The following is a 9,543-nucleotide window of genomic DNA, read 5'->3' as shown; positions in this document are numbered from 1 at the left end:
CTGATCGCAGTTTCCGGTGCGCGCGCCGCCGACGCCGTCGTCGTCGCCGAGCCGGAGCCCGCTGAATACGTCAAGATTTGCGACGTCTACGGCGCTGGCTACTTCTACATCCCCGGCACCGAGACCTGCCTGCGCATCGGCGGCTATGTCCGTTACGACATCGGCGTGGGCGACGTCGGCACGTTCAATGGTTCGAAGACTGCGGACCATGAGGACGGCTCGGTGAATGACACCTGGCACAAGAACACGCGCTTCACGCTGAAGACCTGGACCGGCCAGGAAACCGAGCTCGGCACCTTGAAGACCTACACCGAGACCCGCTTCAACTTCGGCAACGACAACGCCATCGAGTTCGCCAACACCGCCCACAACAAGGACGTCTCGCTGAACTTCGCCTGGATCCAGCTCGGTGGTCTCCGCGTTGGTAAGGACGAATCGGCCTTCGATACGTTCATCGGCTACGCCGGCAACGTCATCCAGGATACGCTGGTTCCTTATGGCGATTTCGACACCAACGTCGTCCAGTACTACTTCGACGCGGGCAACGGCTTCTCGGCCGTGGTTTCGCTCGAAGAGGGCCAGGGCGTTGTCGGCACGATCGACAGCTACGTTCCGCATGTCGTCGGCGGCGTGAAGTGGACGCAGGGTTGGGGCGCCATCACCGGCGTCGTTGCTTATGACAGCAACTACGAAGAAGTTGCCGGCAAGGTTCGCTTGGACGTGAACGTCAACGACGCACTGTCGCTGTGGGTCATGGGCGGCTATGGCACCGATGACAACCTCAACGATCCGACCTACGCTATCCCTGCCCATGGTCGCGGCTTCTACAAGCAGTGGGGCGGCAACTGGGCTGTCTGGGGTGGCGGTACCTACAAGTTCAACGAGAAGACCTCGTTCAACGCGCAGGTGTCGTATGACGATTGGAAGAACCTGGGCATCGCGGCGAACATCGCCTACGACGTCGTCCCGGGCTTCACGGTCACGGCCGAAGTCGACTACCTCAATGCAGGCAAGTTCGACGACGCCGACTTCTCCAACTGGACCGGCGCCGACAAGAAGAGCAGCATCGGCGGTATCCTCCGCTTCCAGCGCTCGTTCTAAGGGCTGGTTCCATACAGGTGAAATCCAGCCCGGGCGCATCAACGCCCGGGCTGTTTTTGTTTCGTGACTGGATCAAGGCAAACAGAAGGAACAGGGGGTAACGGTAGCTGAATAGAGTCCGTGGGATGGTTTCGTGGGATCTGCTGATGGCGGATGAAATCACAACTGCGTGATTCAAAACTCTTGAAAGGATGCTTCCATGTGGGTTAGGTGGTTGACCTATCCACTCGGGGGTGTGGCGAATGATGACGACTGAAGCGATTCAAGAGGGAGACCCCTCCGATCATTTTGCGTTTTTTTCTTCTCAGAATTCGAAGTTTAACTACACCTACAATAAGATACGAGAAGTAAAGTCGCATAGGGTTGGAGATCTTTTTTCAGCGTATCGGGATATATTGTGGGATGATGGGCGGCATAAATACAATGTCAGCTCGTTCATCGGCGAGATAGACGAGATTCTGCTCGGGGAGCGTTTCAGCGCCTTTGACCAGAGTACCCTGGACAACCTTATCGGCACCTTGCGCCAGCGCGGCAACAGCAACGCAACCATCAATCGGAAGATGGCTGCCCTCAGCAAACTGCTGCGCAAGGCCTACAAGATGGGAGATATCCACAGCCTGCCCGAGTTCCGCCGCCAGAAGGAGCGGTCGGGACGGATTCGTTTCCTTGAAAGGGACGAAGAGGCCAGGCTGTTCGCTGCCATCAGGAGCCGCAGCGAGGATGCTTATCGGCTTTCCATCTTCCTGGTCGACACTGGCTGCCGCCTTGGTGAGGCGCTCGGGCTGATCTGGAACGACATCCAGGAGCATCGCGTCTCCTTCTGGATCACCAAGTCCGGCCGAAGCCGCACCATTCCGATGACCGAGCGTGTCAAGGAAGTGATCAAGCTGCCTCCCGGCGAAGGCCGTCGGCCGAAAGGCCCGTTCACCACATTCAGCCAGGCTCAATACCGTGCCATCTGGAACGATGCGAAGGCCGAAGTCGGGCTGGCCGCCGACGACCAGGTGGTGCCGCACATTCTGCGCCATACCTGCGCCTCGCGTCTTGTCCAGGGCGGCATCGACATCAGGCGCGTGCAGATGTGGCTCGGCCACCAGACCCTGTCGATGACCATGCGCTATGCGCATCTGGCCACCAATGACCTCGACGGCTGCGTCACCGTGCTGGAAGTACCCCGGTCCGGCGGCGCCGACAGCGCGAAGGAAGCGCCCGAACCGTCCCCTCGCGCCGCAGCGCGCGGTGCGGCAGACGAGCCGGCTGCCATGAAGACCACGGCTAAGGCAATGAAGAAAGCCGCAAAGTCCCGATAAGTTCATGCTTTGAAGAGGCTGTGGGCAATCAATCCCGTGGATCCCCCCGATCTGCAGGATATTTGAGGCATGCTACCCGGCTTCTGAGCCTACCATGGTCGCCCTGCTGTGGTTTACCTCGCCGACAACAGTTTTTAAAGGCGAGTCGGCAGCCGCTCGGCTCTGTCGAGGAAAGCGGCGATGTCGCCCGGCAAGGTTCCGGTTTCGAGGAAAGGGGCGTGACCCTGGCCTTCGACGGTGATCGTCTGCATTGCCGGATGGTGCTCCCGCATCTGCCGCTGCGTGTCCACCGACAGCAAACTCGAATTGGCGCCGCGTATGGCGAGCATGGGAAGGGCCGACAGCGCGTCGAATTGCGGCCACAGCGCCGGCAGCGGCTGCGTAAGGTCGAGATTTGCAACAGTGTCGACCAGCTTCGGGTCGAAATCCGGCAGCAGGCCCTGGTCGGTTTCGCGGTAGAGCGCCAGCACCATGCGCTCCCAGTCCGCATCGGTGAGCGCTGAGAAATCTCGGCCATGAATGCGGCGTTGGGCCGCGACTGCTTCGGCGAAGGTCTTCGGCTTCGGTTCGCGCTCGAGATACGACTGGATAAGGGCAAGGCCGGCCGGCTCGATCACCGGTCCGATATCGTTCAGCACGATCGCTTTCAATATGGCCGGCCGCAGCGCGCCCAGGACATGAATGATCAGGCCGCCGCGCGAGGTGCCGATGAAGGCGGCTTCCTCGATTCCCAAGGCCGCCAGTCCGGCAAGAATGTCGTCGGCTTCGACGCCGACAGTATAGCGGCTGACATCGGGATCATAATCGGACTGCCCGCGGCCGCGATAGTCGAAGGCGACGACCTTGCGCGGGCTTCCGGCTTTGCCGGCCAAATAGAGCGCGAGTTCATGGAAGTCGCGTGCATTGCGGGTGAGGCCGGGCAGGCAGACGACTGGCCAATGTCCCGAATTTGCTTCGCCATAGATCCGGGCGTGGAGCTTCAGCCCATCTGGCGCGGTGTAGAAGAAATCGGAGAAACGTTCGCTCGCCATTGGAATGCTGTCCCTTGCTCTCGCCCGATCGTCCGTCTGCTACAGGCGGGGGAAGGGATGGTCAAATGGGGCAGTTACTTCTCCTCTGCGGGCCGAAGGTGGCGAGGCCCTTCACTTAGCCAAGACGGGCGGATCCGCGCGAGGCCAACTCCTCTCGGAAGGAGGAACGAAAGCCGTCAACTCCGCCCGTTCACAAGATCTCCCACAATGTCGTACTTGCCGGAAATACGCATCTTGTAGACCTCGTAGTTCTCCATCACGCGCTGCACGTAACTTCTTGTTTCCGTGTACGGAATCCGCTCGATCCAGTCGACGACGGCGTCGATGTCCTTGCCGCGCGGATCGCCGTATTTCGCCACCCATTGGGCGGCGCGGTTGGGGCCTGCATTGTAGCCGGCGAAGGTCAGCACATAGGAGCCGTTGAAGCGGTCGAGCTGCTGGCCGAGGAAGGCCGAGCCCAGCGTCGCATTGTAGCCGGCATCGGTGGTCAGGCGTGCCTGCGAGAATTGCAGCCCGGCCTTCTTCGCAAGTTGCTTGGCGGTTGCCGGCATCAGCTGCAGCAGCCCCCGCGCGCCGGCGCTCGATATGGCGCCGATGTTGAATTCGCTTTCCTGGCGGGCGATGGCATAGGCCAGCGCCTTGCCCGAACCGGAAATATCGGCGCTATCGGGGATGACCCCCAAAGGATGCGACAGCGCGCCGACATCGATGCCACGCGCGCCCGCGATCTTGCCGATCTTGAGCGACATGAAGTGGTTGCCCTGCTTTTCCGCCAGCACCGCCAGCAGCGCCAGTTCGCCCGGGCTGGTCAACTGTCCTGCAAGATCACGATAGAGCGTCTCGGCATAGCGGTCGTAGCCTGCCTCCTGTAACCGCTTGATGGCGGCGACGGCCTCGCGGTCGACGAAACTCTGGCGATCGGCGGCGCTCGGCGTAGGATAGGCGATGTTCAGCGCCGGGCGACCAATGCGCTCGGCGGCGAGCTGGCCGTAGAATGTCGTGCCGTAGGCCGCGGCCCGTGCAAAATAGTCCTTTGCGTTGCCTGGACCGCCAACTTCGGCGGCGCGGCCGAGCCAGTAATAGGCGCGCGACAATGTCATCGGCCCCTGCGCAAGGTCGGCGATGCGCGCGAAATGGGTTTCCGCAAGCCTGGGATCGTTCAGGCCGCGCAGCGCGTACCAGCCGGCATGGAATTCGGCTTCGGCGGCGTTCGCCGTGCTTTCGGCCGCATGCATGGCGACGATCTTGTAGGCGGCCTTCATGTCACCCTTGTCGACCAGCTCGCGCGACAGTACCCGGCGCTCCACCCACCAGGCATCCGGGTCGACGAGCGCTTCGCGATCCGTCGGTGCCTTCATCACAATGGCGGCGGCGTCGGCAATGTTGTCTTGCTTGCGCAGATATTCGGCCTGCGCGAAGAAATAGCCGGCCGAACGCTGTGAAGCCGGTACCGCCTTGAGCAGCTTGGGGGTGTTCTTGTCGCCCTTGTCGGCCGCCGCCCAGGCGGTGGCCAGTTGCTGCGCTTGCGCCAGGCCGGCGACGCGCTGCGCCGCGCCGATCCGGTCGGCGTAGAACATGCGCTCCATGCGGAATCGGTGATCGGCGGCCGGGATCAGCCCGCCGAACTCCTTGATCAGCGCCGTCTCGTCCTTGGCTTCAAGGATCGCGGTGCGCCAGAACGGCACCAGCACCGAACGGGCCGCCCTGGTGTTGCCCTGCGCCACATAGGCGCGGGCAAGAAGAATCACGCCTTCGAATGTCTGCGGCTGGCTGCCGTCGAACGCTTGCACAACGATGTCGGGGGCGGGGTTCTCGCGATAGAGTGCGCGTTCGCTGTTCTTGCGCAGCGCGGTTGTCCCCGGCCAGTTGGGCAACATCTTCGCTGCGGCCGCAATGTCGCCGCTCGGCACCTTGTCGCCGCCATAAAGCGCGATTGCCCAGGCAAGGATGTGCTGGTCGAGCGAACCGGCGGGAAGGGCATCGCGCGCGGCGCGGGCACCGGGAATGTCGCCCGCCGCCAGCGCGTCCAGACCGCTCTTCAACTGGGTGACGCTGGCAGAGGGCGCGTTATTGCGTGGACCAGCATCTTGCGAGCCTTGCATGCCGGGCATCGCAATGGCCGATGTCAACTGCACGTCGACGCTGCCGCCGATCGCCATCTCCGGCATCAGCGCGACGACCGCGCCCAGAAGCGCGAAAAGATGAGGCCGCCTAGTCGGCATCGTTCAGCCTTTACACATCACCAGCAGGCGCGGAAGCTTCGCGACCCGGACCAGATCGTAAACTTAGGTCATGAAGGGCCAGTTAACAAAAGGTTATCGAGGCCGTTTGAATTGCGTTTGCTGGCAGCATAGCAATGCTTGCCGCGCAACCATGTCGAGACTATGGTGCGCGGCCTCGCTTTCGGCTAGAAGGCGCGACACTAAGACCAGAGACGAAAACACCCATGCATATCGCCCAAAAGCGGGTAACGGTTTTGGGATAACGATATGCGTGAACAAAGAAGTCCCAAGGAGTTGGACGACATGCTGAGAGGCTCGCTGACCGCGCTCGTGACACCGTTCGAAAAGAGCGGGCGTTTCGACGAGAAAGCCTTTCGCGCTTTTGTCGACTGGCAACTTGCGGAAGGCACGACAGGCCTTGTTCCCGTTGGCACCACCGGCGAGTCGCCGACGCTGTCGCATGACGAGCATCGTCAGGTGGTCAAGGTCTGCATCGAGGCGGCCAAGGGTCGCGCTCCAGTCGTCGCCGGCGCTGGCTCCAACAACACGGCGGAAGCGATCGGCCTGGTCCAATATGCCGAACAGGCAGGCGCGGATGCTGCACTTGTCGTCACTCCCTACTACAACAAGCCGACGCAGCGCGGGCTTTATGAGCACTTTGCCGCCGTCGCCAGGGCAACCAAGCTGCCGATCATCATCTACAACATCCCGCCGCGCTCGGTCATCGACATGATGCCGGAGACGATGGGCCGGCTGGCGCACGACTTCAAGAATATCGTCGGCGTCAAGGACGCGACCGGCAAGGTCGAACGGGTCTCCGAGCAGCGTATGACCTGCGGCAAGGATTTCGTCCAGCTTTCCGGCGAAGATGCATCCGCGCTCGGCTTCAACGCGCATGGCGGTGTCGGCTGTATCTCGGTGACGGCCAACGTCGCGCCGCGGCTTTGTGCCGAATTCCAGGAGGCGACGCTGTCCGGCGACAGCGCCAAGGCGCTGGAATTGCAGGATCGCTTGCTGCCGCTGCACAAGGCGATCTTTATCGAACCCGGCGTGTCCGGCGCCAAATATGCGCTTTCGAAGCTCGGCAAGGTCGAGAACATGCTGCGTTCGCCGCTGGTCACGGTCGAACACTCGACGGCCGAAAAGATCGACGCGGCGATGAAGCACGCCGGCTTGATAAATTAGGGATGAGGCGCCACCTCTCCGCATTATGAATCAAGTCAGAAAAGCCGATCCCAACAACAAGACCGTTGCGGAAAACCGCAAGGCGCGGTTTTCCTATGAGGTGCTCGACACGATCGAGGCCGGTCTGGTGCTGACCGGCACCGAGGTCAAGTCGCTGCGCCAGGGCCAGGCCAACATCCAGGACAGCTACGCCTCGGTCGAGGGCGGCGAGATCTGGCTGATCAACTCCTACCTCCCGGAATATCTGCAGGCCAACCGCTTCAACCACGAGCCGCGCCGGCGCCGCAAACTGCTGCTCAACAAGCGCGAGATGGCCAGGCTGTCGCAGAGCGTCGACCGCGAAGGCATGACCCTGGTGCCGCTGAAGATCTATTTCAACGATCAGGGCCGGGCCAAGCTGCTGCTCGCCGTCGGTCGCGGCAAGAAGCTGCACGACAAGCGCGAGACGGAAAAGCAGCGCGACTGGTCGCGTGAGAAGGGCAGGCTCTTGAAGGAGCGCGGGTGAAAGCCATCAGGCGGTAGCCAAGCGGATAAGTGTTTGGCTCAGGGTTCTAGCCAAGGAGCCAGAAATACCGGAGGGGACAGTCTTGAAGAACCGGATCATCCTCTGGGGATCTGTCAGCCTGGTTTTTGCAATCCTCATGATCGCTGGCGGCTTCTTCTATTTCCATGCGTTTTCTCCGGATCGCGGCAAATATCCTGTCAGGGGCATCGACGTTTCGCATCATCAGGGCCGGATCGACTGGCGGCGCGTTGCCGCCGCCGACGTCGCCTTTGCGGTCATCAAGGCGACCGAAGGCGGCGATCATGTCGACGATGCCTTTGCTATCAATCTGCGCGAAGCGCGTGCTGCCGGGCTCGCTGTCGGAGCCTATCACTTTTTCACCTTCTGCCGGCCGGGCGCCGACCAGGCGAAGAATTTCATCGCCGTGGTGCCGCACGACCAGCCTTTGCTGCCGCCGGTTGTCGACATCGAGTTCGGCGGCAATTGCCCGCAGCGCCCTTCGCCTGAACAACTCGATGCCGAACTCCAGGCCTTCCTCGGTCCCGTTGAAGCCGCCTTTGGCAAGAAGGCCATCATCTATCTGACCGACGATGCCGCAACGGCCTATGCCGGACAGATTGCCGCCCGCCCGCTCTGGCTTCGCTCACTGCTGCTCGAGCCGGGTCGCGACGATTGGGTCTACTGGCAGTACCACAACAGGGGCCGCGTCGAGGGCATCGCCGGTGACGTCGACCTGAACGTTCTGCAAGGCGGTCAGGAGAGACTGGCCGCGTTGTTCGCGCCGGCGTTGTAGGGCAAGTCCAGACCCTACGAATCCAGGAACGCCGCGATCTCGCTGAAAACGTTGACGAACATCGCTTCGGTCAGCACGCCGGTATTGGTGTTGTAGCGCGAGCAGTGATAGCTGGAAAACAGCGTGATGCCGCCGGCCTCCTGTCGCCCGCCATGCTTGAAGGCGTAGGCGGCGACGCGCTGGCCCAGTGCCCGCACGGTCGACTGGTGCGCGATCGAACCAAGTGCCAGCACGGCGCGCAAATTGGGAAACCGTGCGATCGTCGGCACAAGGAAGGTCCGGCAGGTGGCGATCTCGGCGCCCACAGGCTTGTTCTCGGGCGGCACGCAGCGGACGGCGTTGGTGATTGCCGTTCCAACGAGCTCCAACCCATCGTCAGGCCGCGCCTTGAACTCGCCGCGCGCCAAGCCGTGCGCGATTAACGTGCCGTAGAGCAGGTCGCCGGCATAGTCGCCCGTGAAAGGCCGGCCCGTGCGGTTCGCTCCGCGCAGGCCGGGCGCAAGCCCGACGATCAGCAGCCGGACCGAATCGTCGCCTTCGGGCGGCAGGAAGGTCGGAACCGGCGCGTTGAACCACGATGGCTCGCGTTGCCGCCACTCGGCAATGAAACCATGCAGCCGCGGACAGAGCGGGCAATCGCGATCGGGTTCCGGGGAGGCGGCCAGATGTGCGGCCAACGCAGCCGCCCTCAGTACTCGTCCTCTTCCGTCTCGGCCGGTTCGGGTCGGCGCACCGGTCTTTCGGAAGGATCGCGGCCCACCTCGTTCTTCAACGTCATCAGGTCGATGAAATGGTCGGCCTGGCGGCGCAGATCGTCGGAGATCATCGGCGGCTGCGAGGCCATGGTCGAGACGATCGACACCTTGCGCCCGCGCCGCTGCAGCGCCTCGACCAGCGTGCGGAAATCGCCGTCCCCGGAGAAGATGACATAGTGGTCGACGACATCGGCCAGTTCCAGCGCATCGACGGTCAATTCGATGTCCATGTTGCCCTTGATCTTGCGGCGGCCGGTCGAGTCGGTGAATTCCTTGGCCGGCTTGGTGACGACCTTGAAGCCGTTATAGTCGAGCCAGTCGATCAGCGGCCGGATCGAGGAATATTCCTGATCCTCGACCAGGGCGGTGTAATAGTAGGCGCGCAGCAGATAGCCGCGTTTCTGGAAGCTCGACAGGAGCTTGCGATAGTCGATGTCGAAACCGAGTGCGCGCGACGTGGCGTAGAGATTGGCGCCGTCGATGAACAGGGCGATCTTTTCACGGGGGTCGAACATGGAAAAATTCCTTTTCGAAATAAGCGGCCGTCAAAACGAAATGCGACTATCAGTAGGGTTCGCAATAAACCGGCTGACCTTACGCTTTTCGAAATAACGCCAGTTTTGTGGCAATCCAAGGGTGCG

At 62.0% G+C, this 9,543-nt stretch carries 9 protein-coding genes; 5 read left to right on the top strand and 4 right to left on the bottom strand.

Translation table 11 applies throughout. The features are described 5' to 3' along the window. Together LB532_RS12545 and LB532_RS12540 are read left to right on the top strand one after the other, a co-directional pair. Nucleotides 1–1,101 (top strand): porin (locus LB532_RS12545; RefSeq protein ID WP_140637498.1); only part of this gene is annotated, 1,101 nt, incomplete at its 5' end. 242 nt (nucleotides 1,102–1,343) lie between these two features. Further along, nucleotides 1,344–2,411 (top strand): tyrosine-type recombinase/integrase, encoded by a 1,068-nt coding sequence (locus LB532_RS12540; RefSeq protein ID WP_140637500.1) that lies wholly within the window; start codon nucleotides 1,344–1,346, stop codon nucleotides 2,409–2,411. Nucleotides 2,412–2,545: 134 nt separating this feature from the next. On the opposite strand, the gene LB532_RS12535 is transcribed toward LB532_RS12540, so the two are convergent. After that, complete coding sequence (locus LB532_RS12535) at nucleotides 2,546–3,442, bottom strand: alpha/beta fold hydrolase (protein WP_140637503.1); 897 nt, start codon at nucleotides 3,440–3,442, stop codon at nucleotides 2,546–2,548. Between the two features lie 176 nt (nucleotides 3,443–3,618). Then, the gene (locus LB532_RS12530) at nucleotides 3,619–5,664 is read right to left on the bottom strand and encodes a lytic transglycosylase domain-containing protein (RefSeq protein WP_140637505.1); all 2,046 of its coding nucleotides are present in this window, start codon (nucleotides 5,662–5,664) and stop codon (nucleotides 3,619–3,621) included. Between the two features lie 303 nt (nucleotides 5,665–5,967). On the opposite strand from LB532_RS12530, the gene dapA reads away from it, so the two are divergent. From dapA to LB532_RS12515, 3 genes are all read left to right on the top strand, one after another. Beyond that, a complete protein-coding gene (gene dapA, locus LB532_RS12525; protein WP_140638275.1) occupies nucleotides 5,968–6,849 on the top strand; it encodes a 4-hydroxy-tetrahydrodipicolinate synthase in 882 nt (293 codons plus the stop codon). Nucleotides 6,850–6,874: 25 nt separating this feature from the next. Next, nucleotides 6,875–7,354: an SsrA-binding protein SmpB gene (smpB, locus tag LB532_RS12520; RefSeq protein WP_140494616.1), complete on the top strand. Its 480-nt coding sequence runs from the start codon at nucleotides 6,875–6,877 to the stop codon at nucleotides 7,352–7,354. Nucleotides 7,355–7,436: 82 nt separating this feature from the next. Beyond that, on the top strand, nucleotides 7,437–8,147 hold the full coding sequence (locus LB532_RS12515; protein WP_140637506.1) for a GH25 family lysozyme: 711 nt from the start codon (nucleotides 7,437–7,439) through the stop codon (nucleotides 8,145–8,147). 14 nt (nucleotides 8,148–8,161) lie between these two features. Here the strand turns inward: LB532_RS12515 and LB532_RS12510 are convergent, their stop codons facing one another. After that, the gene (locus LB532_RS12510) at nucleotides 8,162–8,839 is read right to left on the bottom strand and encodes a uracil-DNA glycosylase (protein ID WP_181169269.1); all 678 of its coding nucleotides are present in this window, start codon (nucleotides 8,837–8,839) and stop codon (nucleotides 8,162–8,164) included. Next, nucleotides 8,836–9,417, bottom strand: coding sequence for an NYN domain-containing protein (locus LB532_RS12505; RefSeq protein WP_140494612.1), 582 nt, complete (start codon nucleotides 9,415–9,417; stop codon nucleotides 8,836–8,838). The genes LB532_RS12510 and LB532_RS12505 overlap by 4 nt, the downstream gene beginning before the upstream one ends. Between the last annotated feature and the right edge of the window lie 126 nt (nucleotides 9,418–9,543).

It is taken from the genome of Mesorhizobium sp. ESP-6-2 (assembly GCF_020164675.1).
Taxonomy (GTDB): Bacteria; Pseudomonadota; Alphaproteobacteria; order Rhizobiales; family Rhizobiaceae; genus Mesorhizobium.
This window is presented reverse-complemented; position numbering and strand designations above follow the sequence as displayed.

Bases quoted from the DNA above. Each gene is read 5' to 3' on its own strand.
- LB532_RS12540 (WP_140637500.1), top strand. From the start codon at position 1,344: ATGATGACGACTGAAGCGATTCAAGAGGGAGACCCCTCCGATCATTTT.
- LB532_RS12535 (WP_140637503.1), bottom strand. From the start codon at position 3,442: ATGGCGAGCGAACGTTTCTCCGATTTCTTCTACACCGCGCCAGATGGG.
- LB532_RS12530 (WP_140637505.1), bottom strand. From the start codon at position 5,664: ATGCCGACTAGGCGGCCTCATCTTTTCGCGCTTCTGGGCGCGGTCGTC.
- dapA (WP_140638275.1), top strand. From the start codon at position 5,968: ATGCTGAGAGGCTCGCTGACCGCGCTCGTGACACCGTTCGAAAAGAGC.
- smpB (WP_140494616.1), top strand. From the start codon at position 6,875: ATGAATCAAGTCAGAAAAGCCGATCCCAACAACAAGACCGTTGCGGAA.
- LB532_RS12505 (WP_140494612.1), bottom strand. From the start codon at position 9,417: ATGTTCGACCCCCGTGAAAAGATCGCCCTGTTCATCGACGGCGCCAAT.